23 protein-coding genes are annotated in these 24,880 nt (G+C 69.3%); 15 read left to right on the top strand and 8 right to left on the bottom strand.

All coding sequences use genetic code 11. The annotated features are described in order from the left end of the window. Nucleotides 1-3 precede the first annotated feature (3 nt). From Aco03nite_RS30555 to Aco03nite_RS30565, 3 genes are read right to left on the bottom strand one after another with little or no spacing between them, the layout of a single operon-like run. Complete coding sequence (locus tag Aco03nite_RS30555; RefSeq protein ID WP_203800938.1) at nt 4-573, bottom strand: transglycosylase domain-containing protein; 570 nt, start codon at nt 571-573, stop codon at nt 4-6. Between the two features lie 40 nt (nt 574-613). After that, a complete protein-coding gene (locus Aco03nite_RS30560; RefSeq protein WP_239145564.1) occupies nt 614-1,714 on the bottom strand; it encodes a LacI family DNA-binding transcriptional regulator in 1,101 nt (366 codons plus the stop codon). Next, nucleotides 1,711-3,405, bottom strand: a complete 1,695-nt coding sequence (locus Aco03nite_RS30565; protein ID WP_203800941.1) for a heparinase II/III domain-containing protein — start codon at nt 3,403-3,405, stop codon at nt 1,711-1,713. The genes Aco03nite_RS30560 and Aco03nite_RS30565 overlap by 4 nt, the downstream gene beginning before the upstream one ends. Nucleotides 3,406-3,656: 251 nt before the next feature. On the opposite strand from Aco03nite_RS30565, the gene Aco03nite_RS30570 reads away from it, so the two are divergent. From Aco03nite_RS30570 to Aco03nite_RS30620, 11 genes are all read left to right on the top strand, one after another. Beyond that, complete coding sequence (locus Aco03nite_RS30570; RefSeq protein WP_239145565.1) at nt 3,657-5,429, top strand: DUF2264 domain-containing protein; 1,773 nt, start codon at nt 3,657-3,659, stop codon at nt 5,427-5,429. A 2-nt stretch (nt 5,430-5,431) separates the two neighbouring features. Then, nucleotides 5,432-6,715 carry an ABC transporter substrate-binding protein gene (locus Aco03nite_RS30575; protein ID WP_203800943.1) on the top strand — a complete coding sequence of 428 codons (1,284 nt, stop codon included), beginning with the start codon at nt 5,432-5,434 and terminating at the stop codon, nt 6,713-6,715. Between the two features lie 56 nt (nt 6,716-6,771). Further along, nucleotides 6,772-7,680: a carbohydrate ABC transporter permease gene (locus Aco03nite_RS30580; RefSeq protein ID WP_203800945.1), complete on the top strand. Its 909-nt coding sequence runs from the start codon at nt 6,772-6,774 to the stop codon at nt 7,678-7,680. Continuing rightward, a complete protein-coding gene (locus Aco03nite_RS30585) occupies nt 7,677-8,501 on the top strand; it encodes a carbohydrate ABC transporter permease (protein ID WP_203800948.1) in 825 nt (274 codons plus the stop codon). Before Aco03nite_RS30580 ends, Aco03nite_RS30585 begins: the two co-directional genes overlap by 4 nt. After that, nucleotides 8,498-9,121: a YesL family protein gene (locus Aco03nite_RS30590; RefSeq protein WP_203800950.1), complete on the top strand. Its 624-nt coding sequence runs from the start codon at nt 8,498-8,500 to the stop codon at nt 9,119-9,121. The genes Aco03nite_RS30585 and Aco03nite_RS30590 overlap by 4 nt, the downstream gene beginning before the upstream one ends. Continuing rightward, nucleotides 9,118-10,260 carry a glycoside hydrolase family 88 protein gene (locus tag Aco03nite_RS30595; RefSeq protein WP_203800952.1) on the top strand — a complete coding sequence of 381 codons (1,143 nt, stop codon included), beginning with the start codon at nt 9,118-9,120 and terminating at the stop codon, nt 10,258-10,260. The genes Aco03nite_RS30590 and Aco03nite_RS30595 overlap by 4 nt, the downstream gene beginning before the upstream one ends. Before the next feature lie 12 nt (nt 10,261-10,272). Continuing rightward, nucleotides 10,273-11,100: a 5-deoxy-glucuronate isomerase gene (gene iolB / locus Aco03nite_RS30600; protein ID WP_203800955.1), complete on the top strand. Its 828-nt coding sequence runs from the start codon at nt 10,273-10,275 to the stop codon at nt 11,098-11,100. After that, the gene (locus tag Aco03nite_RS30605; protein ID WP_203800959.1) at nt 11,100-11,780 is read left to right on the top strand and encodes an SDR family oxidoreductase; all 681 of its coding nucleotides are present in this window, start codon (nt 11,100-11,102) and stop codon (nt 11,778-11,780) included. The genes iolB and Aco03nite_RS30605 overlap by 1 nt, the downstream gene beginning before the upstream one ends. Before the next feature lie 69 nt (nt 11,781-11,849). After that, the gene (locus Aco03nite_RS30610) at nt 11,850-12,071 is read left to right on the top strand and encodes a hypothetical protein (protein WP_203800960.1); all 222 of its coding nucleotides are present in this window, start codon (nt 11,850-11,852) and stop codon (nt 12,069-12,071) included. A gap of 109 nt (nt 12,072-12,180) precedes the next feature. Then, nucleotides 12,181-12,786: a TetR/AcrR family transcriptional regulator gene (locus Aco03nite_RS30615; RefSeq protein WP_203800961.1), complete on the top strand. Its 606-nt coding sequence runs from the start codon at nt 12,181-12,183 to the stop codon at nt 12,784-12,786. 25 nt (nt 12,787-12,811) lie between these two features. After that, nucleotides 12,812-15,238, top strand: a complete 2,427-nt coding sequence (locus Aco03nite_RS30620; RefSeq protein WP_203800962.1) for an MMPL family transporter — start codon at nt 12,812-12,814, stop codon at nt 15,236-15,238. A 360-nt stretch (nt 15,239-15,598) separates the two neighbouring features. On the opposite strand, the gene Aco03nite_RS30625 is transcribed toward Aco03nite_RS30620, so the two are convergent. Both Aco03nite_RS30625 and Aco03nite_RS30630 read right to left on the bottom strand, forming a co-directional pair. After that, a complete protein-coding gene (locus Aco03nite_RS30625; protein WP_203800963.1) occupies nt 15,599-16,453 on the bottom strand; it encodes a multicopper oxidase family protein in 855 nt (284 codons plus the stop codon). A gap of 59 nt (nt 16,454-16,512) precedes the next feature. Beyond that, a complete protein-coding gene (locus Aco03nite_RS30630; protein ID WP_203800964.1) occupies nt 16,513-17,100 on the bottom strand; it encodes a multicopper oxidase family protein in 588 nt (195 codons plus the stop codon). A 211-nt stretch (nt 17,101-17,311) separates the two neighbouring features. Here Aco03nite_RS30630 and Aco03nite_RS30635 point away from each other — a divergent pair, with 211 nt between their 5' ends. Together Aco03nite_RS30635 and Aco03nite_RS30640 are read left to right on the top strand one after the other, a co-directional pair. After that, entirely contained in the window at nt 17,312-18,025 is a 714-nt protein-coding gene (locus Aco03nite_RS30635) for a substrate-binding periplasmic protein (protein WP_203800967.1), read from the top strand. After that, nucleotides 18,022-18,972, top strand: coding sequence for a cation diffusion facilitator family transporter (locus Aco03nite_RS30640; protein ID WP_203800969.1), 951 nt, complete (start codon nt 18,022-18,024; stop codon nt 18,970-18,972). The genes Aco03nite_RS30635 and Aco03nite_RS30640 overlap by 4 nt, the downstream gene beginning before the upstream one ends. Before the next feature lie 179 nt (nt 18,973-19,151). Here the strand turns inward: Aco03nite_RS30640 and Aco03nite_RS54240 are convergent, their stop codons facing one another. Beyond that, on the bottom strand, nt 19,152-21,602 hold the full coding sequence (locus Aco03nite_RS54240) for a DUF4132 domain-containing protein (protein ID WP_203800972.1): 2,451 nt from the start codon (nt 21,600-21,602) through the stop codon (nt 19,152-19,154). Nucleotides 21,603-21,667: 65 nt separating this feature from the next. Here Aco03nite_RS54240 and Aco03nite_RS30650 point away from each other — a divergent pair, with 65 nt between their 5' ends. Together Aco03nite_RS30650 and Aco03nite_RS30655 are read left to right on the top strand one after the other, a co-directional pair. Further along, nucleotides 21,668-21,979, top strand: a complete 312-nt coding sequence (locus Aco03nite_RS30650) for a hypothetical protein (protein ID WP_203800974.1) — start codon at nt 21,668-21,670, stop codon at nt 21,977-21,979. A 64-nt stretch (nt 21,980-22,043) separates the two neighbouring features. Continuing rightward, nucleotides 22,044-22,691 (top strand): GPP34 family phosphoprotein, encoded by a 648-nt coding sequence (locus tag Aco03nite_RS30655; protein ID WP_203800976.1) that lies wholly within the window; start codon nt 22,044-22,046, stop codon nt 22,689-22,691. Nucleotides 22,692-23,071: 380 nt separating this feature from the next. On the opposite strand, the gene Aco03nite_RS30660 is transcribed toward Aco03nite_RS30655, so the two are convergent. Both Aco03nite_RS30660 and Aco03nite_RS30665 read right to left on the bottom strand, forming a co-directional pair. Continuing rightward, nucleotides 23,072-24,169, bottom strand: coding sequence for a hypothetical protein (locus tag Aco03nite_RS30660; RefSeq protein WP_203800978.1), 1,098 nt, complete (start codon nt 24,167-24,169; stop codon nt 23,072-23,074). After that, nucleotides 24,166-24,735 (bottom strand): RNA polymerase sigma factor, encoded by a 570-nt coding sequence (locus Aco03nite_RS30665; RefSeq protein WP_203800980.1) that lies wholly within the window; start codon nt 24,733-24,735, stop codon nt 24,166-24,168. The genes Aco03nite_RS30660 and Aco03nite_RS30665 overlap by 4 nt, the downstream gene beginning before the upstream one ends. Nucleotides 24,736-24,880: the final 145 nt, after the last annotated feature.

The following is a 24,880-nucleotide window of genomic DNA, read 5'->3' on the forward strand; positions in this document are numbered from 1 at the left end:
GGGTCAGCCGGGGAAGAACAGGCCGTTGCGGTCGGCCGCTGTCAGCCAGCCGTTCTCCACCATGGTGTCGAGCACCTGCTCCCAGCCGGCGCGCTCGGACGGGCGGTCGGGGTGCAGCGCGACCGCGAGCACCGCCGCCTCGGCGACCGTCAGCTGCCCGGCCGGCTTCTGGAACCTTGCCTGCGCGGCGGCTTCCAGGCCTGCCGTGCCGTCGCCGAAGTCGGCCCGGCCGAGGTAGCGGGCCAGGATCTCCGCCTTCGAGTACTCGGACTCGGCCTTGCGCGCCATCACCCGGGTCCGCAGGCCGGACGGCTCGCCGGAGAGGATCTCCACGTACCGGCGGGTGATCAACGAGTCGCTGCTCTCGTAGAAGTCCGGGTCGACCGCGGCGACGAACACGGTCGCCACCGGGTCCGGCACCGCCGGATATGCCACGGTGTCCTCGGCCAGGGGCACGCTGTCGAAGTAGGTGGTGGCGCCGACGACACCTCCGGCGGCGAGCAGGAGAGCCGCGGAGACACCGACCAGGAGCCGGCGGCGGCGGGCCGGGGGCGCGACAGGGGCGTTGATCATCGGAACACCCTAGCGGGGTGCGGCGACCGAGAAGCGCACCCTAGCGGGGTGCGGCGACCGAGGCCCGGATGCGCAGGGACGGGCTGATCACCATGCGGTGGGTGGGGCGGCCCGGGTCGGCCAGGCGGTCGGCGGCCAGACGGACCGCGGCCCGGCCGATGGAGCGCCGGGGTGGGCGGACCGCGGTCAGGGCCGGACTGAACAGTCCGGCCACCTCGTCGTCGTAGGCGATCACCGACAGGTCGCCGGGGATCGACAGCCGGCGTTCCTCGCAGCGCTGGACCAGCGCTATCGCCTCGGCGTCCGCGTGCACCAGCAGCGCCGTCGTTCCGGTGGCCAGGGCACGGTCCAGGGCGGCGTCCAGCGCCGCCTCCGACTCGGGGGAGCGGGCGTCGGGCACCCGCACGTCCACCGTGCCGGTCACGTCCAGGCCCAGTTCCAGGGCGGTCTCCCGCCAGCCCCGGTGGATGTGCGGGCTGGTCGGGCTGAGTGCCGCCAGGACAACGCCGACCCTGCGGTGCCCGAGACCGGCCATGTGCCGGACGGCCATCCCGGCGCCCTGGGCGTGATCGGACACCACCGATTCGAGGTGGGCGTGGTGCTGCCCGGCGGTGGCGGTGCGTTCCAGCAGGACGACCGGGATGCCGATGCCGGCCAGCCACTCGATGGTGTCCTGGGCGGTCGGCGTGTCCAGCCGGGGCGCCACGATCAGCGCGCCCACCCCCTGGTCGACGAGCCGGTTCAACTGCGGACGATCATCTTCGGTCTGGTACGACGACCCGCGCAGCACGATCCGCAGGTCGAGTTCCCGGGCGGCCTCCTCGGCGCCCCGGGCCACGTGCGGGTAGTAGTAGTCGAGGGACGGGACGAGCATGCCGATGCTGCCGGTGAACTGATCGTCCTGCTCAGAGGGAGACGACGACTCGGAAGGAGACGAGGACGGGAGCGCCACCCCGCCGTGCACCCGCCGGACCAGGCCCTCGGACGCGAGCTGGGCGATGTCCCGCCGGATCGTCACGGTGGAGGCGCCGAGCGCGTCGGTGAGGTCGGAGACCCGCAGCACGCCGTCGCGCTGCAACTGCTCCAGCAGACGGGCCCGGCGGGCCACCTGCAACGGCCCGCGCTTGTCGGATGTGCTCACCGGTTCTCCTCAACAGACAGTTCAAAAGTGCCGACCGGCCCGAGCGACGTGACGTCGATGTCGATCCGGGTCAGCTTCGCGCCCCACACCGCGGACAGCATCGGGTCGTCGAGATCCTTCACCACCAGCGAGTACGGCAGCGTGGCCGGCAGGAGATCCGGGTCGGGATCCCCGGCGACGATGAAGTGGATCACGGTTCGGGCGGAGCCGGCCGTCGGCAGGAGTTCCCAGCTGTCACGGATGGTGACGGTACCCGTGGAGCGGTCCAGCCGTGCCGTCCGGATCCAGGAGCGGATGTCGTCGCGCGGATAGGCCCCGGCGATGTCCATGCTGACGGCGCCGTCGTCACGGGAAAGGACCCGGGCCGCGTACGACCGCCCGGCCGCCTGCTGGGTGCCCCGGATCGTCGGTGTGTTGTGCCAGGCGGACTGCATGGTCCAGATGTCGTAGCGGCCCGGGCCGAACGTCTGCGCGGTGTACGTGGGCCGCCCCGGGTCGACGAGCAGTGGCACCCCGTCCCGGGCGACGATGACACTGCCGACGTCGTTGTGGTTGTGGTTCTCCCCGTTGTGACCGCCTTTGACGACGAGGGTCAGCCCGTCGGCGGAGCCGGGAGCACGGCGGGCGAGCAGCACCTGCGTGGACGGGAACCACACCTCGCGGGGGAGTGGGGAGGAGACGGGCACCGCCGCGATCCAGTCGGCATCGGTCAGCGCGTGCAACAGATGGCCGAGCCGCTGCGATTCGTGTGCCACCGGGAAGCCGGGCCGGCGCTGGGCGGCCGCGTGTGCTGCGGCGTCCTCGCAGCCGGCCGCCCGGGCCAGCCGGTGCAGGACGTGCCACGGCTGGTCGGGTGACGGTCGCGCCGGGCCGTCCGCGTGGTTCAGGTACCACGGCCCGCCCAGGTGCACCTGATGCGGGAAGTTGATCAGCGAGGGGTCCAGCGGCCTGCCGAGCGACTCCATCGCCTCCAGGTAGCGCAGCGCCCCGTGCCACCAGTAGTGGTAACCCTCGTCGATCGCGCCGTCCGCCGGAAGGGCCGCCGCGTAGAGCGCGAGTCCCTCCTCGACCAGGGCCACCAGCGGCGCGGGATCGTCGGCGAGCAACCGGGCGGCGATCAGGATGTTGCCGTGGATCCACGGGTTCCAGTTGTGCACGTTGCCGTCGAGGCCCAGCCAGTGCCAGTCCCGCCGGGTGATGAACGGGTCGAAGACGCGGCGCTTCACCTCGTACCGGATCCGGGCTCGTAGGCCTGGGTATCGCTCGTCCAGGACCGCGCCGAGCACGTGATCGGTCCAGGCGAGTTCGGCGGCCACCTCACCGGCGCCCAGGTCGAGGCAGGGATCGGTCACCGTCGGCAGCACCGAGCCGTGCCGCCGGTACGTGTCGTCGTGCGCGGGCCAGCACCAGGTGCTCTGCTCGCAGAAGAGGATCACCCCGTCGGCGACCTCGTCGATCCACACCGGATCGACGGTGGCGGCGGCCAGGGCCACGGCCCGGTCCAGTCGCTCGTGCCGGCCCCAGATCGCCTGCTCGTAGGTGTCCCGGTCGCCGTCGCGGAAGACCCGGGCGAAGTCGTGCGCGAGCGGTGTGGGCCAGGGGGTGCCGAGGGTGGCGCGGGCGCGCTCCTCCAGTGCACGGAGGGTCGGCTGGTCGACGGTCTCCCAGGTGCCGGCGGGGCCCACGCGCATGTCTCTCCCTGTGATCGATCGCGATCGTATCAGATCACTTTAACCAGTTCGTGACATCGGAAGTCCTGGTTGGAGCGTCCGGCGGGAGAGAGTAAGTCCAGGTCAAGGCCGGGTGAGACGACTTTTGTCGCGTGGTGGGTGAACAACTCATTGACATGGTCGATTGTGAGCGTTTTACTTCCCGGAAACCGATCACGGTACCCGTCCGATCGCATTCGGAGCGTGATGTGCCCGCGTTGAACCCTGCCCTCGTGACCAGATCCGACTGGACCGGCTACGCCGACCGGCTGCTCGCCGCGGCCTTCCGGCACTCGTCCCCGAACCGCGCGCAGATCCTGCTGCCCGGCGCCGAGGGCGGGTACGGGCGTGCGGTCGACGGCCTGGAAGGTTTCGCCCGGACGTTCCTGACGGCCGGCTTCCGCCTGGCCGGCGAGCGCGGTCAAGGGCAGGACGAGCTGCTCGAACGCTGTGCGGCCGGGCTCGCGGCCGGCACCGATCCGGGTTCGGCCGACCGGTGGGTACGCCTGGAGGAGCATGCCCAGGCCAAAGTGGAGGCCGCCTCGATCGCGCTGATCCTGGACATGACCCGCCCGTGGCTGTGGGATCGGCTGGACAGCGGGGTGCGGGAGCGGATCGTCGACTACCTGTCCCCGGCGGTCGGCGACGACACGTACCCGCGGATCAACTGGGTCTGGTTCCGTCTGGTCGTGCAGACGTTCCTGAAGTCGGTCGGCGGCCCGTACTCGGACGCCGAGATGGCCGCCGACCTGGCCACCCACGACACGTTCCGCCGCGCCGACGGCTGGCTGGCCGACGGCGCGTCCCGGGCCTACGACCACTACACCGGCTGGGCGTTGCACCTGTATCCGGTGCTGTGGTCCCGGATGTCCGGAGCGCCGGCACTCGGGTCGCAGGACGTAAACGATCTCGACCGTTTCCTGGACGACGCCCTGGCCCTGGTCGGCGCGAACGGATCACCCCTGATCCAGGGGCGCAGCCTGATCTACCGGTTCGCCGCCGCCGCGCCGTTCTGGGCGGGCGTGCTGGCCGGCGTACCGTCGCACTCGCTCGGGCAGTTGAAACACGCCGCGGGCCGCATCGTCGGGCATTTCCAGCAGGAAGACCTGCTCACGCTCGGTTGGCACCACGAGTGGCCACGGCTGGCCCAGTCCTACTCCGGCCCCGGATCCCCGTACTGGGCAAGCAAGGGTCTGCTCGGCATCTCCCTCCCGGCGGACCATCCGGTGTGGGCGGCCGACCCCGAGCCGCTGCCGGTGGAGAAGGGCGACGTGCTGCGGGCTGTCCGGGCGCCCGGCTGGATCATCTCCGGCACACGGGCCGACGGCGTGGTCCGGGTGATCAACCACGGCACCGACCACGGGTTCGAGGGTGTGCCCGGCGGAGACTCGCCGCTGTACGCCCGGATCGGCTACTCGACGGCCACCGCCCCGATCCTGGACGACAGCGGCTGGACCGACCCGCTCGACCAGTCGGTGGTGCTCGTCGACACGCAAGGGCGGCGCTCGCACCGGACCGGGATGCGGTCGTTGGGCGTACACGCCAATGGGGTTGGTGGGTCTGTCGCCGAGGCGCACTGGCTGGAACCGGATCCGCCGGGCCGCAACCACGGCGAAGGCCTGCCCGGAAAGCTGCGCCGAGCCGGCCGGATCACCGTGTTCTCACTGGTCCGCGGCCCGTGGGAGGTCCGCCTGGCGCGCGTCGCGGACCCCGCGCCGGAAGCCGTCGCGCTCCGGATGGGCGGCTGGGCGGCGGAGGACGAGGGCCAGGTCGTGCCGCTTCTCGGTGACGGGAAGACCGGCAGCACCGATTTCGTCGATGCGTCGCCGCTGGCTGACCGGGTGCGGGTGCCCTGGGCCGAATTCCCGGTCACCGGGGACTGGGTCGCCGCGCTGATCGGGCCCGCTGCGCCACAGATCTGCCGCATCGAGCTGCACCAAGAGCATGTCCGGGTGGTCTGGCCGGACGCTGTCGCAACACTCATCCCCCTGGAAATAGAGGAGTAAGAATGAAACGCTCCCTTGCCGCTGTCACGGCGCTCATGTTGGCACTGACCGGTTGCAGCAGCGGTGGCGACGCCGACGAGTCCGGCCCGATCTCGCTGAGCCTGGCCGGGTGGAGCCTGGCGACCACGCCGGAGTTCCAGAAGCTCGCCGACGGGTTCAAGGCCGCGCACCCGGACATCGCCGTCGAACTCAAGGAGTACGACGCGAAGAACTACGACACCCAGATGATCGCGGACCTGGCCGCCGGCAAGGCCCCGGACATCTACGTGCAGAAGAACCTGAAGAACTTCTACACGTACCAGGACGGCAAGCAGCTGCTCGACGTGTCCGACGTGGCCGCCAAGCTGGGCTCCGAGGTGGGCGGGCTGAGCGGGTACCAGGTCGACGGCAAGACCTGGGCGATCCCGTACCGCGCCGACTCGTGGGTGCTCTACTACAACAAGGCGCTGTTCGACAAGGCCGGGGTGAAGCACCCGGACGGGTCGTGGACCTGGGCCGAGTACGCCGCCACCGCCAAGGAGCTGACCACCAAGCTGAAGGCGGCCGGCGACAAGGCGCTCGGCACGTACCAGCACAACTGGCAGTCCACCGTGCAGGGCCCGGCCCTCGCGCAGACCGCGGGCGCCAGCCTGGACAGCGGGAACTTCGCCTTCCTCAAGCCCTACTACGAGACCGCGCTCGACCTGCAGACCGCCGGCGCGCAGGTCGGCCTCGGTGACGTGACCACCAACAGCCTCACCTACCAGGCCCAGTTCGGCAAGCAGTCGGCCGGCATGATGATCATGGGTAGCTGGTACATCGCCACCCTGCTCAGCCAGCAGGAGAAGGGCGACGCCGACACCTTCGAGTGGGGCATCGCGCCGATGCCGCAGCTCACCAAGGACACCACCGGCACCTCGGCCGTGCCGGTCACCTTCGGCGACCCGACCGGTCTCGGCGTCAACCCGAAGATCAGCGAGCGGAAGATCCAGGCGGCCAAGGACTTCCTGGCGTACGCCGCCGGCCCGGACGCCGCCAAGGCTCTCGCCGGGATCGGATCCACCCCGGCCGACACCGCCGCCGCCGCGGACACCATCTTCGCGCTCAAGGGTGTGCCCACCGACGAGCTGTCCAAGTTCACCTTCACCAAGCACGACACCAAGCCGGAGAATCCGGTCTCCAAGCACACCGCCCCGCTGCAGAACATCCTCAACGACCTGCACACCGCGGTCCTGTCCGGCAGCAAGCCGATCGACGCGGCCATCACCGAGGCCCAGGACCGGGCCAAGAACGAGGTCCTGAAGTAAGTGACACCCCGCGGGCCCCGGTCAGGGGCCCGCGGACCTACCTCTGGAGCTCGTACATGACCACAACTGTCGCCGAGACCCGCCGCCGGCGCGGCCGGGTCGTCGCGCGCAACACCGCGCTGGGCTGGGCGTTCCTGCTGCCCAACTTCGCCGGGTTCACCCTTCTCACGCTGGTGCCGGTCGGTCTGCTGTTCTACTACGCCTTCACCGAGTGGAACGTCTTCGGCGGGGCGACCTGGACCGGGCTGGAGAACTTCCAGCAGCTGGTCCGGGACAACAGCTTCTGGACCGCGCTGGGGAACACCGTCTACTACGCGGCCTTCCACATCCCGCTCACCCTGGCCGTGTCGCTCGGGCTGGCGCTGCTGCTCAACCGCAAGCTGCGCGGGGTGGCGTTCTTCCGGACGGTGGCGTTCTTCCCGTACATCACCTCGATCGTGGCCATCGCGCAGATCTGGAACATGCTGCTCAGCCCCGGATTCGGGCCGGTCAACGAGGTGCTGCGGTTCATCGGGGTGGCGAACCCGCCCGGCTGGACCACCTCGGCCGACTGGTCGATGCCGGCCGTCATCGTGGTCAGCACCTGGCGGGACATGGGCTACTACATGCTGCTCTTCCTGGCCGGGCTGCAGACCATCCCGAAGCAGCTGCACGAGGCCGCGATGGTCGACGGGGCCGGCGCCTGGGACCGGTTCCGGGCGGTCACCCTGCCCGGGCTGCGGCCCACCACCTTCTTCGTCACCGTGCTGCTCACCATCAACAGTTTCAAGGTCTTCGACATCATCCTGGTGATGACCGACGGCGGACCGGGCCAGTCCACGCTGGTGCTGTCGCAGTACATCTTCCAGAAGGGCTTCGAGGAGAACCAGTTCGGCTACGCGTCGGCGGTCTCCATCGTGCTGTTCGCCCTCTGCTTCGTGGTGACGATCATCCAGTTCATGGTGAACAGGCGGGCGACCCGATGAGCATTCGACGCGTCCCGCGGATCGTCGCCTACGTGTGCCTCGCCGTGGCCGGGGTCCTGGTGCTGCTGCCGTTCTACTGGATGGTGATGTCGTCGCTGAAGACCAACAACGACGTCTTCACCATCCCGGTCCAGTGGATCACCACCGATCCGGTGTGGAACAACTACGCCGACATCTGGACCGAGTCCGACATGACGACGTGGCTCGGCAACACCGTCTTCCTGTCGGCTCTCGTCACGTTCCTGCAACTGCTGACGGGCAGCTTCGCGGCGTACGGGTTCAGCAAGATCACGTTCCCGGGCCGGGACGTGCTGTTCCTGGCCTACATCGGCACCCTCGCCGTGCCGTGGGCGTCGTACATGGTCCCGCAGTTCGTGCTGATGACGAAGTTCGAACTCACCGACACCATCTGGTCGATCGTGGCGTTGCAGGCGTTCGGCGCTCTCGGCGTGTTCATGATGAAACAGTTCTACGAGAGCATCCCGGACGAGTTGCTCGACGCGGCCCGCATCGACGGGATGAGCGAGTTCGGCATCTACCGCCGGATCATGCTGCCGCTGTCGGTGCCGGCCCTGGCCAGCCTCGCCCTGATCACCCTGGTCAACACCTGGAACGACTACCTCGGGCCGTTGCTCTACCTGCGCAGCCCCGACCTGTGGACGATCCAGCTGGGGCTCAAGTCGTTCATCGACCAGTACAACGCCGAGTACGCGCTGATCATGACCGGTTCGGTGCTGTCCATCCTGCCGGTCGTGGTGATCTTCCTGTTCGGCCAGCGCTACTTCGTCGAGGGCGTCGCGACCACCGGGCTCAAGGGATGAAGTACCAGCGGGTCTTCCAGGGCGTCTACGCGGCCCTGATGACGAACGTGCTGCTCGCGATCGCCTGCGCGCCGCTGGTGCTGATCGTGCTGACCACCGACCCGTCCCGGACCTGGCCGCTGCTGGTCCTGTTCGCGCCGCTGGCCGGCCCGGCGCTGGTCGCGTCGTTCACCGTGCTGCGAACTCTGGAGGCCGGTGGCTTCTGGAGAGCGTGGCGCGCCTCGGCCCGGCCGGCGCTGACCACCGGCGCCGTCGCCACCGTCGCACTGCTGGTCCTCGGCGTCGACGCGGCGTGGGCCTGGGGACAGCCGATCGGCGCGGCGCTGCTGCCGGTGATCGTGGTGGCGATGACATTGATCGCGGTCACCACGATTCTGGTATTGGTGGCACTCGCCGAGAAACCCGGGATCCGGCTGCGCGACGCCGTTCGAGCCGCCGTCTTCCTGGGTGTCCGGCGCTGGTACCTGAGCCTGTTCTCGCTGTTCGTGCTGGCCCTCTTCGAGGCCCTGCTGGCGGCGAAACCGGCCCTGGCGATCGGGATCGCGGCCAGCCCCCTGATCTACATCGTCGGGGCGAACAGCAGGTTCACGCTCAACCCGCTTATCGAAAGGAACCCATGACGGCGATCGCCGACCAGACCGGAACCGCGGTGAGCGCGGCGTTGCGCACCATCGACGCCAACATCGCCGCATTCGGTGAGCGCTATCCGGCCGACACCACCACCGACGACTGCTATCCGCCCCGGCCCGCGAACACCGGATGGACCACCAGTTTCTGGCCGGGCATCCTCTGGGCCGCGCACGATCTCAGCGGCGAGGAGCAATACCGGAAAGCGGCCCTTGCGCACGTACGATCATTCGTGGACCGCGTCGACGACGGCATCGACCTGGACACCCACGACCTCGGGTTCCTCTACACGCTCTCGTGTGTGACCGCCTGGCGCCGCACCCGGGACCAGGAGGCGAAACGGGCCGCGCTGGCCGCCGCCGACCACCTGCTCCGGCGGGTGCTGCCGTCCGCCGGGATCATCCAGGCGTGGGGCGATCTGAACGATCCGCGGCAGCAGGGCCGCACCATCGTGGACAGCCTGATGAACACGCCGCTGCTGTTCTGGGCCAGCCGGACCAGCGGGGATCCGAAATACGCGGCGGCGGCCCGGCGGCACCTCGCCCAGGTGCGCGATCACCTGCTGCGCGACGACGACACCACGTACCACACGTTCTACTGGGATCCGGTCACCGGCGAACCGCTGCGCGGTGAGACCGAGCAGGGCAGTGGCGACGAGTCGTGCTGGGCCCGCGGGCAGGCGTGGGGGATCTACGGGTTCACGCTCAACCACCAGTACACCGGGGATCCGACCCTGCTCACCGCCGCGATCCGGTGCGCCGACTACTTCCTCGCGCACCTTCCGGCGGACGGGGTGGCGCACTGGGATCTGGTCTTCTCGACCGTTGCGGACACCGTCGAGGAACGCGACAGTTCGGCGGCGGCGATCGCTGTCGACGGTCTGCTGGAACTCGCGCCGCTGGTGCCGCCCGCGCTGGGCGAACGTTATCGGGACGCCGCCCTGCGAATCCTGGCGTCATTGATCGACGGCTATTCGACGGCGTCGCGGCCCGATTCCAACGCCCTGCTGCTGCACGGCGTGTACGACAAACCCAAGAACGTCGGGGTGGACGAGGGGAATCTGTGGGGGGACTACTTCTACATGGAAGCCCTCGCCCGCGTCACCCGGCCCGGCTGGAAACACCCCTGGTAAGGAGCGTCATCCATGGTGGACTACAAGTTTCACACCAACATCCCGGCTTCTCCCGGATTGAACTCGCTGCCGTTCAATCCCTGTTCGCTGCTCGATTTCCAGCTTCTGACGCTCGCCGCGGGCCAGTCGTGGTCGGGTAATTCCGAGGACCGTGAGATTCTGGCCGTCATTCTGGGCGGAACCGCTGATTTCACCATCGGTGGGGTCAGTTTTGATGCTGTCGGTGGACGGGCTGACGTCTTTTCGGGGAAGCCTCACTCCGTTTACATCCCGATCAACTCGGAAATCTCCATCACCGCTGTTTCGGATGTGGAGATCGCGCTGCCCAGTGCGCCGAGCGATCTGGAAGTCGATCCCTATGTGATCGCCCCGGATCAGGTTGCCGGCGGGCGGTGGGGGGCGGCCAACTTCGGGCGTAACTTCCACCAGATTCTGACCGAGATCGCCCAGCCGGACCTGCCTGCTCGACGGTTGATCGTGGGGGAGACGTTCACCCCGTCCGGCAACTGGTCGACCTATCCTCCGCACCGGCACAAGACGGACGCTCTGCCGGCTGAGGCGGCGCACGAGGAGATGTACTACTTCCGGGTCGCGCCGAAGGGCGGCTTCGGGATCTGTCGCCTTTACACGGACGAGGGCTACGAGGAGAACTTCACCGTTCGTGACCACGGGATGCACATGATGCCCGAGGGTTACCACACCGTGGTCAGCGCGCCCGGTTACACCACGTACTACCTGTGGTTCCTGGCCGGCACCCAGCGTACCCAGGGTGCCCACGAGGACACCGACCTCAAGTGGGTCGGCCAGACCGTGCCCACGCTGCGCAACCTGGGACTCTGATGGTCGACTTCCGCCTGGACGGCAAGGTCGCGCTGGTCACCGGGGGTAATCGTGGTCTCGGCCGGGCGGCCGCCGAGGCGCTGGCCGAGGCGGGCGCCTCCGTCGTGGCGGTCGGCAGTAGGGAACTCGACCTGGCCACGGCGGACCTGAACGGTTACGTGGACGGGTTGGACCGGCTGGACGTCCTGGTCAACAACGCCGGGATCATCCGCCGGGCCGACGCCGTCGATGTGACCGATTCTGATTGGGACGACGTGCTGAGTGTCAACCTGGACGCGGCGTTCCGGCTGAGCCGGGCGGCCGGCCGGCGGATGCTGGCCCAGGGCTCCGGGAAGATCATCAACATCGCGTCGATGCTGTCGTTCCAGGGCGGGGTGCGGGTGCCCGCCTACACGGCGAGCAAACACGCGATCCTGGGGCTGACCAAGGCGCTGGCCAACGAGTGGGCCGGCCGGGGGGTCAACGTCAACGCGATCGCCCCCGGTTACATGGCGACCGACAACACGACCGCGCTGCGCGAGGACCCGGCCCGCAACGCGGCCATCCTGGACCGCATCCCGGCGGGCCGCTGGGGCGACCCGGACGACCTGAAGGGGGCGGTCGTCTTCCTGGCCTCGGACGCGTCCCGCTACATCCACGGCGCGGTACTCCCGGTCGACGGCGGCTGGCTGGCCCGCTGACGCCTCCGATGTTTTCCGGCCGATCCGGTGGGCAGTTCTAAAAGCATCACCGGATGAGGAGGCCCCCCGATGGCTGGGAACGAGCACGAGGTCAACCGCAGCGCCCGCAGCGGGCGGTTCGTCAAGGAGAGCACCACCGAGCGCGACCCGAAGGGCACCGTCACCGAGACCGTGGGCGGCGACGACCGGGACGGCGACCGGGAGGTGCACCGGAGTGCGAGCACCGGCAAGTTCGTGACCGGGACGACCGCCGATCTGCACTCCTCGACCACCGAGACGCAGCGTCTCTGAGAGCACTCGGCTGGTTTTTCAGGAACCCGGCGTCGAGCCGCCCTTCACCCTTCGTGGTGGAGGGCGGCTTGCTTTGCATCTAGTGCAACGATGCACTTAGTGTAGGAACGTGACCATCCCCCTGGACAGGAGAGCCGCGCTCAAGGCCCGCCACCGGCAGGCGATCCTGGACGCGGCTCATGCTCTGATCACCGAGGGTGTCCGGTTCAGTGTCGACCAGCTCGCCGACCGCGCCGACATCTCCCGGCGCACCGTCTTCAACCACTTCGTCTCGGTCGACGACGTCGTCACGACCGTCTGCAGCGAGGAGCTCGGACCGATCATCTGCGGCTTCCGGGACACCGTCACCGCGGGTGGCCGGGCGTCGATCTTCGACGACATCGTCGAGGCGCTGCGCAGCACCGACGTACCCAGCATCATCGGTTTCATCTGGCACGCCCTCGGCGGGTTCACCCCCGACGACCCCCGCCCCAACCAGATCTTCCTCGCCACGTTCTCCCGGACCTCCGACGAGATGGCCCGGGAGTTGGCGGTCCGCTACCCCGATGTGGACCCGCTCGACGCCGCCGTGGTGGTCAGCTCCCTGATGAACGGGATAGTCGTGGTCGCCAAGCACTGGATCGCGGCGACCGAGGCGGCGACCGACGACGCCTCCCGGGACCTCTGGAACCGACTGCTCGAACGCATGATCCACAACGTCCGTACCGGGTACTAGAACCTCTCACAAAAGGAACGAAACGTTGGCCGAGCTCCTCTATCGCCTGGGCCGGTTCTGTGCCCGGCGCGCCAAGGCCGTCCTGGCGACCTGGCTCGTGGTCCTGGGCCTGACCGTCACCGGCTATTTCGTCGCCGGCGGTGAACTGTCGCCGGTCGTCGACATCCCCGGCACCGAGACCCAGAAGGTCAGTGACCGTCTCGGCGAGCGGCTGCCGGTCGCGGCCGGCGGCAACGGCAAACTGGTCTTCCACACCGTCGACCAGAAGCCGCTGACCGACAGCCAGCAGGCCGGCATCACCAACCTGCTGAAGACGACCGCCGACCTCGACGGCATCAGCTCCACCACCGACCCGTTCGCGATCCGCAAGCAGATCGCCGACCAGAAGGCGCAGGTCGAGGACGGTCTGAAGCAGATCGCCGACGGCCGCAAGCAGATCGCCGAGGGCCAGGGGCAGATCAACGGGGCCCGGCAGGTCTGGGACACCCTGGACGCGGCCACCAAGGCCGAGGTCGAGGAGAACCAGAAGCTCATCACCGAGAAGACCGCCGAGCTGGAGACCGGCTACGCCAAGCTGGTCCGCGGTCAGCAGCTGCTCACCATGTCGTCCGGGATCCGCACGGTCTCCGAGGACGGGTCCACCGCGGTGGCCCAGGTGCAGTTCGAACTGCCGCAGCTCGACATCACCCCGGAGATCAAGGATGGCCTGATCGCCCACGTCAGCGCCGGGGTTCCGGCCGGGGTCAAGGTCGAGTTCTCCAACGAGATCACCCAGAACGTGCCGGAGATCCTCGGTGTCGGCGAGGTGGCCGGCCTGGTCATCGCCGCCCTCACGCTGCTGATCATGCTGCGTACCCTGATCGGCGCGGTCCTTCCGCTGCTCAGCGCCCTGACCGGCGTCGGCATCGGGGTCACCGCCTCGCTCGCGCTCTCCGGCGTCGTCGAGATGCTGTCGATCACCCCGGTGCTCGGCGTCATGCTCGGCCTGGCGGTCGGCATCGACTACAGCCTGTTCATCCTCAACCGGCACCGGCGGCAGTTGCTCGACGGCGTCGAGTTCGAGGAGTCGATCGGGCTGGCCAACGGCACCTCCGGCAACGCGGTCGTCTTCGCCGGATCCACCGTGCTGGTCGCCCTGCTCGCGCTGAACGTCACGGGCATCCCGTTCCTCGGCCTGATGGGCACGGTCGCCGCGATCTGTGTCGCCGTGGCCGTGGCGATCGCGGTCACCCTGACCCCGGCGCTGCTGGCGCTGATCGGCAAGCGGGTCCTCAACCGCAAGGCGCAGGCCGCGAAGCCGGCCGCGGTCAAGCCGATGGGCACTCCCCGGGCGGTCATCACCGTGCTGGCGCTGCTCGCGGCCCTGATCACGGTGGCGATCCCGGCCGCGTCGATGCGGCTCGGGCTGCCGGACGGCTCGTCCGAGGCCGAGGACTCCAGCCAGTACCAGGCGTTCAAGACGATCGCCGACAAGTTCGGTCCCGGCGTCAACGGCTCCCTGGTCGTCGTCGCCGACCTGCCCGAGGCCCGCACCGGCGACGAGCTGCAGGCCGAGCAGGTCCGGATCGGCAACCTGCTGCTGAACCAGAACCACGTGGCGGCGGTCGCCCCGATCGGCGCGTCGGCCGACAACAAGACCCTCGGTTTCCAGATCATCCCGACCGAGGGGCCGACCACCTCCGCGACCGAGCAGCTCGTCCACGACCTGCGCGGCCTGTCACCGGTCGCCGGTGGCGTCGTCCTCGGAGTGGCCGGCTCGGCCAGCGGCAACATCGACATCTCGGAGAAGCTGGACAACGCGCTGCCCGGTTACCTCGGCCTGGTCATCGGCATCTCGCTGATCATCATGATCCTGGTGTTCCGGTCCATCCTGGTGCCGGTCACCGCCACGCTCGGTTTCATCCTGTCGCTGTTCGCCACGTTCGGCGGCATCACGGCGATCTTCCAGTGGGGCTGGATGGGCGCGCTGTTCGGCATCCACGACCCCGGCCCGGTGCTGAGCTTCCTGCCGACCATCCTGATCGGCATCCTGTTCGGCCTGGCCATGGACTACCAGCTGTTCCTGGTGTCCGGCATGCGCGAGGCGTACGCCCACGGCGCTCCGGCCCGGCTCGCCGTCCAGCAGGGTGTGCACGCCGGCCGCACGGTGGTGACCGCGGCGGCGATCATCATGATCGCGGTCTTCGGCGGCTTCATCTTCTCCAACACGGCGATGATCCGCTCGCTCGGTTTCGGCCTGGCCTTCGGTGTCCTGGTCGACGCCTTCCTGGTCCGGATGCTGCTGATCCCGGCGGTCATGCACCTGCTCGGCGACAAGGCGTGGTGGATCCCGCGCTGGCTGGACCGCATCCTGCCGAACGTGGACGTGGAGGGTTCCGCTCTGGAGCGCGCCCACCCGGTCGTCCACCACCGTCAGCCGCACTCCGAACCGGCTGAACCCGCCCTGCACTGATCCCCTCTCCAGAAGCCCCGCCTCCGGTTCCCACCGAGGGCGGGGCTTCTGCTCGCAGAGTGATCACCAGCGCGATCTCCACCAGCGTGGTGACCACGCCGATCGTTGTCACCGGCAGTGGGGTCAGCGTCAGATAGGTCGGCAGCCCGAAGAGCCGGGTCAGGATCCAGACGGTGGCCAGGGTCGCCGCGAGGGTCACGGTCAGGCGGTTCTTCCTCGAGCCGATCGCCATCCCGTACGCGGCGCCGGCCAGCACATGACAGCCGCTCAACAGGGGCCAGGTGTCCGCCTCCTCGAACGCCGCGGCCAGGTGCCCGGCCTCGGCGGCGAGCACCAGGACGGTGCCGATCCGGGCGCGCATCAGATCACCTCGATGTTCGTCATCATCATCATGTCCTCGTGCTCCAGGTTGTGGCAGTGCATGACGTACCGGCCCCGGTGACCGGCGAACCGGACCGCCAGCAGCACGGTGCCGCCGCGCAGCAGCACGGTGTCCTTCCAGCCGTGGTCCTGCGGGTCGGGCGGGCCGCCGCTGCGTTCCAGCACCCGGAACTGCCCGAGATGCACATGGATCGGATGCTCCGGATCACCGCTGACCAACCAGTGTTCGGTGGTGCCGAGACGGGGCGTGGCGTCGGCACGGTCCATCCGGAACGTACGCGCGTTGATCGTCGCCGGAAGCCCGCCCTGACCGGCCAGGAACCGGAAGTTCCGCCGCTCCGCCGGGTCTCCCGGCTCGTCCAGCGCCGGGACCAGCACCGGCGGCACCTCGGAGTCGTCGGCGACCCGCCCGCCCACGTCGAACCGCATGATCCGCCCGGTCGGCCCGTCCTTGTCGAAGCCGTTGACCAGCGTGACCGCGGTGCCGGGCGGGTACCGGCCGAAGTCGACGATCACGTCGTACCGCTCGCCCGGCGCGATCACCAGCTTCGCCAGTTCGATCGGACGGTCCAGCAGCCCGCCGTCACTGCCGATCAGATCGAGGGATACCGGCGGGTCGAAGCCCAGTTCGTAACTGCGGGCGTTCGACGCGTTCAGGATCCGCAGCCGATGCCGGGCCCCGTCCACCGCGGCCACCGGCCAGGGCGCGCCGTTGACCAGCACCGTGTCCCCGCGTACCCCGTCCAGATGCACCGCCCGCACGCCCGGCTGGTGGGCGCCCGCCGCCGGATAGTGGAACGACCCGTCCGCTTCGAACAGCCGGTCCGCGATCATCAGCGGGATCTCCCGATCACCGCGGGGCAGTGGGAGCCGGTCCTCGATCTCGTCCCGGATCAGATAGAGCCCGGCCAGCCCCCGATAAACTTGCGGCCGGTGAAATCCATCCGGTGATCGTGGTACCAGAGCAGGGCGGCGCTCTGCTCGTTCGGATACCGGTAGACCCGCTCGCCATGGGCGATACCACCCGGGCCGGCCGCATGATGACCCTGCTGGTGTACGCCTCTCGGCAGCACCAGATCGGTCGGATAACCGTCCTCCTCCGGCGGGAGCACACCCCCGTGCAGGTGTACGACGGTCGGCACGTCCAGTTCGTTGACGTGCCGCACCGCCACCGGCCTGTTCCGGCGCGCCTCGATGGTGGGGCCCGGAAAGATCCCGTCGTAACCGAGGATCCGGGTGGGCCGCCCCGGAATGATCTCCACGTCCGCCTCGGCCTGCCGGATCTCGTACCGATCCACGCCGTCTTCGATAGTCGGCCGCAGCACCGGCGGGATCGGCAGCGCGACCCGGAACTTCGGCACCGCCGGACTGCGATGCCGCAGGTCGGCGGCCAGCCTTAGCCCGACCGCACCGCCCGTCGCCAGCGGCGCGACCACCGCCGCACCCCATCGCAGCAGCCGTCGCCGCGAGATGCCGTCCATCGAGCCTCCTCAACGAAGCCTCGCCACCCGGCCCGGCTTCCGGGGGCGATGAGACCCGAACGCTACGAATCGATGCCGCCGTCCCGCGTCGTCCTCTGACTGTCAACCACACCTGCGCCGAACGGAGTACGACCACCGCCCGGCGATGCATGCCGACCGTGATCCGGGGGTAGGCAGCCGTGGGCTTTACACGACTCTCGGGAGGCTCCGAATGACCAGGGTGACGGGTGTGCTGGTGGCCGCCGTGCTGATGGCCGGGACGGCCGGGTGCGGGCTGCCCAAGGACGCCGGCACCACCCTCGACGACGTGCGCGGGGGAGTGCTCCGGGTCGGTGTCACCGAGAACCCGCCGTGGACCGACGTCCCCGACGAGGGGCCGCCGACCGGGGCCGAGATCGTGCTGGTGCAGCGGCTCGCCGAGCAGCTGGACACCACCGTCGAGTGGTACCCCGGGCCGGAGTCGGAACTGATGGCCGCCGTCAAGGACCGGGTGCTGGACCTGGTCGTCGGCGGCCTGGACGCGGACGCCCCGTGGACCGACGAGGCCTCGCTGACCAGTCCGTTCGTCACCATGAAGACGCTTGTCGCCGGACCGCCGGGCGTCGCCGTACCGGACGATCTCGCCGGTGTGCAGGTGGCCGTGCGCGCCGGGACCGCCGACGTCGCCGCGCTCGCCGCCGAGGACGCCACAGTGGTGGCGGTCCCCGAGATCACCGGGCGTGAGACCATGCCGGTCGTGGTCGGCGAGTGGCGTCTCGACGAACTGGACCTCGGGGACGCCGACCACGAAATCGGCTCCCACGACCACGTGTGGGCGCTGCCGCCCGGCGAGAACGGCTGGCAGGCCGAGGTCGAACGGTTCCTGCTCGCCCAGTCGCACACCGGGGTCGAGGACCTGCTGGTCGCCGCGGAGCGTGCGTCATGAAGGTCTACCAGCGGTTCGAACTGCCGCCGGACATGGCGCGCCTGCACGCCCGGGCGGTCCGCCTCGAGTGGTGGACGATCGTGTTCTTCCTGGTCGCGATCGGGATGCTCGCCGCCACCCTCGGTCAGTCGCAGGCCATGAAGGCCGCCTGGATCGAGGACATGCTGGGTCTGGTCCCACCCGCCGCGTTCCTGGTGGCGGCCCGTTTCCGCAATCGACAACCCAATTCCCGGTTTCCGTACGGCTACCATCGCAGCGTCAGCATCGCCTTCCTGACCGGATCGGTGGCCCTGCTGGGCCTCGGTGGTTACGTGGTCTACGACTCGCTGGTCCGGCTCGCCCTGCGCGAACGCCCGCCGATCGGCATGATCGAACTCTTCGGCCAGCGCTTCTGGCTGGGCTGGCTGATGATCGCCGTGCTGCTCGCCACCATGGTCCCGGCGATCCTGCTGGGCCGGGTCAAGCAGCGCATCGCCCGCGACCTGCACGACAAGGTCCTCTTCGCCGACGCCGAGATGAACCGTGCCGACTGGCTCACCGCCGGAGCCGCCGTCCTGGGCATCCTCGGCATCGCGGCCGGCCTGTGGTGGGCCGACGCGGTGGCCGCCCTGATCATCGGCGGCGACATCGTGCGCGACGGCGTACGCACCACCCGCTCCGCGGTCTCCGACCTGATGGACGAGACCCCCTACCTGGTCGACGGGGCCGGCCCGCACCCCCTGCCCGGCCGGCTGCACGCCGCGATCCTCGACCAGGACTGGGTGGCCGACGCCTGGCTACGTCTCCGCGAGGAGGGCCACGTCTTCGTGGGCGAACTCCTGTTCGTCCCCACCCCCGACGCGGGCCCCCTGCCCGAACGAGTAGAGGCCCTGACCAGATTCGCCAAGGACTTCGACTGGCGAATCCACGACTTGGCAGTGTCCCCGGTAACCCGAATCGACACCTGACCCCACTCCCCACCAACATCCCGTCACCGACTGGACCGCCTCGATGTCCCATCACCGGGTGGGCCGCGTTGACGTCCGCTCACCGGGCGGCGGCCTCAACGTCCCGTTGCCGAGTAGGCCGCGTCGGCGTCCTGTCACCGGGTGGGTCGCGTTGACGTCCGGTCACCGGGTGGGCGGCTTCAACGTTCCGTTACCGGGTGGGCGGTCGAGACCATCAGGTCGAGGTCGCGTATTCGTTCGGAGAACACGACCGGAGGCACCTCGCCGAGCGGAACAAGGACACCGTCCCGGAGGAAGCCCAAGCCACCGACGATGACCTCGCCCATGCCGAAGTAGCCGTGGAACGCGCAGGTCAAGACCGCGACCAGCCCACCGATCGGCAACGTGACCTGATATTCGTCGTGCCGGCTGTGGAGTCGCCAGCCCCGGCCGGACAACAACTGACCGGCGACCCTGCCGTCGACCGCCCGCCCGTCGAACCGAGCCGACACCGTGGCCCGCCGCTCATCGGCGGCCGGCACATAGATCTCCCGGAAGACCTGCCGGACCGGCTGCTCCCGCCCGCGCCGCACGATCTCGGCCTGCCATGCCGTGAGCGTGCCCGCCTCGTGCAACTCGACCGGATGCACCGCCGTCACCGAACCGCTCCGATCGACCTCGTCGAGCCCTCCGACAAGCCCGGTGACGTCCCGCCACAACAGACCCGGAAGCAGCGCCGCCGCGGCAGGCAGGGACAGCAGCCGCTCCAGTTCATCAGGCGCCAGGCTCCCACCGGTGGCGACGAGCCGTTCGATCAGCCCGGCCCGCATCCGCCGACATTGGTCACGAAGCTGCTCCTGATACTCCCGCATCTGCTTGTAGGCAGGATCGGCCCGCACCGCCCCCGGCACCGACTTGAGCCGCCGGCCACCCCGCTCGACCCCCAGCACCGGATCGCCCCCGTCAAACCGAAGCACGATCCGATACTCACCGACCGTGACTTCACCAGGCCCCCGCTCAGCCAGGCGAGCCTCACAATCCCACTCCAGCCGATCCGCCCCATCGAACCCGGCCACCTGAGCCAGATGATCCAGAGCAACCGAAACAGCCGCAGCGTGCGAGACCCTCCGCCCAGGCCCGAACCGAGCCCCTCGCTTACCCACCTCCCGAATCACCAGATACCGATCAAGCAAACTCTCCCCGGCCTCCGAGCCCGCGAACCCGGCCTCCGAGCCCGCGAACCCGGCCTCCGAGCCCGCGAACCCGGCCTCCGAAGCCGGGCCCGCCGCTGTTGGTCCTCCCGGGCCCGCCGCTGTCGGCCCTGCCGCCGACGTCGTCACGGAGGCTCCTACCCCGACCACCGTCGAAGGCGCTCCCGCCAGCACCCCCACCGCTGGCGCGACCACCGATGCTCCTGTCGCGGGTCCGGTTGTGGGAACCTCAACCATCACCCCCACTGTGGATCTTGCGGTTGAGGGATCTGCCGTGGTCGGGGTTGTTGTTTCGGTGGGTGGGAGGGGTAGCAGGCCGAAGGCGGCTATGCCCTGGAGGGCGTTGTTGCGGAGGCGCTTCAGCACGGCCGGGCGGTTGTCACCGAGGACGGCCGAGATCAGTTCGTTGGGCTCCAGCTCCAGCAGGCGGCGGGTGGTGTCCAGGCCTGCTCGGTCGACGGCGGCGAGGACCTCTGCCCGGTCCACGCGGAACGCCTCGTGGGCCGGCATCGCGCGGATCAGGCGCAGCAGAGGGGCAGCCCGCTCCAGGCCGAACACCGGCAGGAACTCGGGTGCGTCGGTGGACCTCCACCCGTACACCCGCAACTGCTCGGTCTTTGATCTCTCCCTCAACAGCTCGACCAGGTCAGCCTGCTCGGCGGGGGAGAGATCGGCCGCGCCGAGATGGGCGGCTGTCCGTGGGTCGCCGGTCCAGTCCATGGCCAGCAGGACAAAACGCAGCCCGCTGGGCACCAGCGCCTTCGGTAGCTCGGACCAGTCCGGTGGCGTGGCCGCGGTGACCAGCCGCCAGGTCAGCTCGTCGACGTGCCGGCGCAGCGCCCGGGCGAACTCGTCGCCGGGCCGGTCGTCGAGAATGTGACCCAGGTAACGGTCGTCGGTGACGGCCTGCTCCACGACCGCCGCGTCGAGATGGCCGGCCTCGTGGAGCGACCTGAGGATCCGCCCGGTGTCGTCGCGGCTCATGCGGCCCAGCGGAGTGAACACCAGCACCCGTGCCAGCTGGACGTCACCGGTGCTGATCGCCAGGTCGGCCGGCTCGTCCAGCCTGAGGTGGTGCCTGGTGTCACGCCCCAGGACGGTCGCCAACAGCGCACGCCGATGAGCCGTCGGCCACGGCGCGTCCAGAAGCCCGGTGATGTCGGTCCGGCGATCGGCCGAACCGGGGGAGATGGCTGGTGGTGGGAACGCGGCGTCGTAGATCAGGTCCAGCTGGGCCACGATGTCGTCGAGGTGTGGCTCCAGGTTGCCGATCGTCAGGTCGTCACCCCGGGCGATCCGCCGGCGGATCTCGGCGGCGATCTCCCGCAGCGCCGTCGGCTCGCCGCTCTCCCCGGCCGCGCGGGCACGGCTCGCCAGCAGCCACAACGCTTCGCGTTCGGCCTGGACGACGTCCACGAACTCCTCAGGGATGGCCCTCATGCCGACACATTAGAACAGGGGTACGACACTTTCGGGCCGGTGAAGATGATGTAGTCGGCGTCTCGGTGAAGTTGACCAGCGCGCCGACGAAACCCGGCCGGCCGAACACCGAACCGAGGTCTCGGCGTCACCGTGCTGCTGAATCGCGGATTCGTCGAACGCGGCTCGCCCCCCGGTCACCCCAGCCGGGTTTTCGTGCCCCTCACCGACTGCACCAACAGCAGCCGGCCGAGGTCTTCGCGTCTCTGGCAGCCTTCTCCGGCAGCCTGATCAGCGAATACGACCTAAATGCCTTGAAGATCATCCATGGCTTCCTCGGGCGTCTGATCGATGGCAGCCGGGACTTTCTCGACCGTTTACCTTTCGACGGCGCGTAACCCACCGGCAACCCGGCGCGGCTACGGTTGCGCCACCTCACCGTCGATCGCTAAGGCCGAACGGATGACCAAGCGCCCACCCGCCGACGATCTCTACATGGCGGCGCACGATGGCATCGGCGGTCGCGCCCTGCTCGCTCCGGAGGTGCTGGCCGTCGGCCTCGGCGCCGCGTTGCTCGGCGAGCTGCTGTTCTGGCGCCGGGTGCAGTGGTCCGGCGATCGACTCCACGTGGTCGACCAGCAGCCCACCGCAGACCCGGCCACCAGCCGGATCCTGGAACGGCTGGTGGCGATGCCCGGCCCACACGGTCTGCACCAGTGGATCGCCTACCTGCCGACCACCGGCCTGGTCACCGACCTGATCGAGCAGCGCCTGACCGCCGACGGAGCCCTGCGCCGAGAGACCCGCCGCCGCCTGCTGAGCTCCACGTCGTCACTGGTGTTCACCGACCCGAGGGGCCCCGGCGAGCCGGCCGGCCGCATCCGAACCGCCCTGTCGTACAACGAGCCCTTGGACGTCGCCGACCTGATGCTGGCCGGTCTGATCCTGGCCACCGGTTTGGACCAGTTCGTGCTGGACACCTGCAACCCTCGCGACCGGGCCCGCCTGTCAGACCAGTTCCGAAGAACCCTCCCCGAACAACTACACCACTTGATAGCCCACACCCGCGACGTGGCAGTCCAAACCACCGGTTCCCTCCAGCGCAGCTGACCCACCAGCCCAGCCTGACGTGTCCGCGCTGTCTGCGTCCGCACGTGCTCCAGCCACCTGATGAGCGAGATACAGGACACCGCCGACCCATGCTGTTCTGTGTCCGCACGTGCCGCCCGGGCCTGCTTTTGTACCCGCACGTGCCGTCTGTGCCTGGGATGCCTGTGCCCGCCCGTGCCCGCGCCGCCCGTGCCCGCGCCGCCCGTGCCCGGGCTGCCTGTGCCCGTACGTGCTCGCGCCGCCGGTGCCCGCACGTGCCCGCGCTGACGTCCTGCTCAGGGCGTCGCCGGAGCTTCCGCCGCGACCGCGGTTGCGGGCGGGCGGGTTCGTCACCACCAGCCGGGGTGTCCCGGCGAACCGCCGGGACACCCCGAACCCCGTTACTGGCAGCCGATAGCGTCCTTGTAGTCCTTCGGCACCTCGCCGCCGGCGGTCTTGTCGGCGATCTCCCACAGCACCTCGGACCAGCCACCGTCGTCGGACATGTCCTTGAGGACCTTCCACTGGTGGCTGCTGTGCAGCGCCGAGGCGGCCTGCTCCGTCGCGGCGGCGTCACCGGCCTTGTCGGCCCGGATCCACTCGGTGATCCACGTGCAGGTGACCTGACTGGTCACGGCCGCTCCGAACTGATAGGGATCGTTCGCCCCGGCAATGTCGATCTTTTCCACGTCGAAGCCCGGGGGGATCGGCACATCGGTGAGAATCTTGGCCGCGGCGGCGTGGACCTTGCTCGGAGTGATGACCTCGGCCGGCATCGCGGCCAGGAACTCCTCCGGCTCGACCCGCACCACATGGGTCAGAACCTCGTCGACCTCGGCTCGGGTGAGGCCCGAGATCCGCAACTCGACAAAAGCGCTCCCGCTCGGTACGAGCTGAGCCGCGAAGTCGGTGGAGTCGTAGGTGAAGATGTTCGCCTTCGTGCCGGCCACCGTCGTCGGAACCGGCTCGCTGACATCGAGACGGTCCTCGTAATAGCCGTCATAGGTCTTCGCCGGGTACCAGTTCATCTCGACATGGCGCGAACCGTCGTCGAACCGGATCGTGCCCTCCTCGGCCGCGAAACCGTAGACCGTCGTGATCTTCCAACCGCCTCCTTCGACCAGCAGTCGCGGCAGTTTCTCGGCGGCTTTGAGGTCCAGCTCGTAACCACCGCCTGTGCCACCGGTGTCCTCGGCCGGCAGTCCTACCGGCCCGGCCCAGTCCTTACCGGTGCTGCCCTGATCACGCAGTAACGTCGATGCACCGATCACACCGGTGACGACGGCAGCGGCGGCGACCGCGCCGGCCAATCGGCGGCCGAGTGCCCGGCGCGCCGGCGGGGCGCTCTCGACGACAGGGGACGTGGGTACCGACTCGAGTTTGGGCGTCGACATGATCTCCTCCAGGAGCGTCTGCTCCGCCCCACCGAGTCGGGTGGCCAGATCTGTCCGGTAGGGGTCCGCGTCTCGAACCAGTCGGTCGAGTTGCTCGTCGGTCATCGGCCCTCCTTCGGGGCGGTGGTTCCGGTCAGGACGTCGAGTTCATGTCCGGGTGAGCCCGGATCGTCACCGACCAGTTCGCGAAGCTTCGCCCGTGCCCGCGACAGGCGGGTTCGCACCGCCCCTGGGGTCATCCTCAGCACCTCCGCCACCTCCCGTGGTTGCAGCCCCTCCCAAATCGTCAGCATCATGAGCTCCCGGTCCGTTTCGTCCAGCCGCGCCAGTGCCGCTCGGACCGCCAGCCGCTGCGGCACCTCACCACCCGGATCCCGGGAGACGACAGCCGACAGCCGCTGCCTCAACCGCTCACCGAGCCGTTGTCGGCGTGTCCCGCCGCGGTGGTGGTTGGCCAGCACACGCCGGGCCACCCCGTAGAGCCAGAGCCGGATCTCCTCCTCCGGTGGCAGCTCGCGACTGCGCCGCCAAGCCACGAGAAAGGTCTCCGCGACCACGTCCGAGGCGTCGTCAGGCTGGTCGACGCGCCGTAACGCGTATGCCAGGAGCGCCTCGAAGTTGTCGGCATAGACGCGCCGGAAGCGCTGCTCATGCTCGTCGCCAGAACTCACGACAGGTCCATGTCCGGTCACGCCCTAATCGTTACAGCCCCTTTCCGGAATTCTTGTCACTCTCGAACAGCCCGGAGTCGCACTGCTTTGCCACCCGTCCCGGCCGACTCGGCCGACTCGGCGCACCCCCGATCATCGGCCGCTC

It is taken from the genome of Actinoplanes couchii, from assembly GCF_016862075.1.
Lineage (GTDB): Bacteria > Actinomycetota > Actinomycetes > Mycobacteriales > Micromonosporaceae > Actinoplanes > Actinoplanes couchii.

Bases quoted from the DNA above. Each gene is read 5' to 3' on its own strand.
- Aco03nite_RS30595 (WP_203800952.1), top strand. From the start codon at position 9,118: ATGACGGCGATCGCCGACCAGACCGGAACCGCGGTGAGCGCGGCGTTG.
- Aco03nite_RS30555 (WP_203800938.1), bottom strand. From the start codon at position 573: ATGATCAACGCCCCTGTCGCGCCCCCGGCCCGCCGCCGCCGGCTCCTG.
- Aco03nite_RS30565 (WP_203800941.1), bottom strand. From the start codon at position 3,405: ATGCGCGTGGGCCCCGCCGGCACCTGGGAGACCGTCGACCAGCCGACC.
- Aco03nite_RS30575 (WP_203800943.1), top strand. From the start codon at position 5,432: ATGAAACGCTCCCTTGCCGCTGTCACGGCGCTCATGTTGGCACTGACC.
- Aco03nite_RS30630 (WP_203800964.1), bottom strand. From the start codon at position 17,100: ATGGACGGCATCTCGCGGCGACGGCTGCTGCGATGGGGTGCGGCGGTG.
- Aco03nite_RS30635 (WP_203800967.1), top strand. From the start codon at position 17,312: ATGACCAGGGTGACGGGTGTGCTGGTGGCCGCCGTGCTGATGGCCGGG.
- Aco03nite_RS30640 (WP_203800969.1), top strand. From the start codon at position 18,022: ATGAAGGTCTACCAGCGGTTCGAACTGCCGCCGGACATGGCGCGCCTG.
- Aco03nite_RS30660 (WP_203800978.1), bottom strand. From the start codon at position 24,169: ATGACCGACGAGCAACTCGACCGACTGGTTCGAGACGCGGACCCCTAC.
- Aco03nite_RS30655 (WP_203800976.1), top strand. From the start codon at position 22,044: ATGACCAAGCGCCCACCCGCCGACGATCTCTACATGGCGGCGCACGAT.
- Aco03nite_RS30590 (WP_203800950.1), top strand. From the start codon at position 8,498: ATGAAGTACCAGCGGGTCTTCCAGGGCGTCTACGCGGCCCTGATGACG.
- Aco03nite_RS30625 (WP_203800963.1), bottom strand. From the start codon at position 16,453: ATGATCGCGGACCGGCTGTTCGAAGCGGACGGGTCGTTCCACTATCCG.
- Aco03nite_RS30605 (WP_203800959.1), top strand. From the start codon at position 11,100: ATGGTCGACTTCCGCCTGGACGGCAAGGTCGCGCTGGTCACCGGGGGT.
- Aco03nite_RS30580 (WP_203800945.1), top strand. From the start codon at position 6,772: ATGACCACAACTGTCGCCGAGACCCGCCGCCGGCGCGGCCGGGTCGTC.
- Aco03nite_RS30610 (WP_203800960.1), top strand. From the start codon at position 11,850: ATGGCTGGGAACGAGCACGAGGTCAACCGCAGCGCCCGCAGCGGGCGG.
- Aco03nite_RS54240 (WP_203800972.1), bottom strand. From the start codon at position 21,602: ATGAGGGCCATCCCTGAGGAGTTCGTGGACGTCGTCCAGGCCGAACGC.
- iolB (WP_203800955.1), top strand. From the start codon at position 10,273: ATGGTGGACTACAAGTTTCACACCAACATCCCGGCTTCTCCCGGATTG.
- Aco03nite_RS30585 (WP_203800948.1), top strand. From the start codon at position 7,677: ATGAGCATTCGACGCGTCCCGCGGATCGTCGCCTACGTGTGCCTCGCC.